The organism is Streptomyces rubellomurinus (assembly GCF_000961885.1).
GTDB classification, from domain to species: Bacteria; Actinomycetota; Actinomycetes; order Streptomycetales; family Streptomycetaceae; genus Kitasatospora; species Kitasatospora rubellomurina.
This window is the reverse complement of sequence record NZ_JZKH01000306.1, coordinates 1-547: the sequence shown is the minus strand read 5'-3', so window position 1 is coordinate 547 and position 547 is coordinate 1. Positions and strand designations below refer to the sequence as shown.

The 547-nt window shown below is 73.7% G+C and carries 1 protein-coding gene; it reads right to left on the bottom strand.

All coding sequences use genetic code 11. From position 1 onward, the window contains the following. On the bottom strand, nucleotides 1-531 hold a 531-nt coding region (locus VM95_RS37955; protein WP_157882315.1), incomplete at its 3' end, for a hypothetical protein. Between the last annotated feature and the right edge of the window lie 16 nt (nucleotides 532-547).

The window sequence follows — 547 nt, the reverse complement described above, 5'->3', positions numbered from 1 at the left end:
GCCCGCGCCCTTCGGCGCCCCGGTCAACTGCTCGACCTTCGTGCCGTCGTCGTTCACCAGGTGCCACACACCGCTGGCGTCGTCGCGCACGATCGGGCCGGAGCGGCCGCCGAACGCGATGGTCGCGCTCTGCCCGGCCCAGCACACGTCACCCGAGCCCGTGATCCCGTCCTTGTCGCAGGACCGGTAGCCGCGCTCGATGAACCCGGGCTCGTAGCCCCAGCCGTCACCCACCCACGAGGGCTGCGCGTTCGACGCGGAGGTCTTCCCGTCCACCTCGGCCGAGCTGTAGCTGAGCGCCACCGACGGTGCGGCGCCGCCCAGCGACGGCGGCACCGAGATCGGGTAACTGTACGAGAATCCACCGGTGTTGGACCCGGAGGACCACGCCGACGACGGGGACAGCGAGGTCGCCGTGTAGTTCCCGAGCGGGCCGGACGGCGAAGGCGCCGCGGCCAGCACCGTCGAGCCGCCGCCCGAGGTGTCGGTGACCGACGCCGGGCTCGCCGCGCCCGTGAACGACGCCTTCACCGCGCCGCTCCCGCCC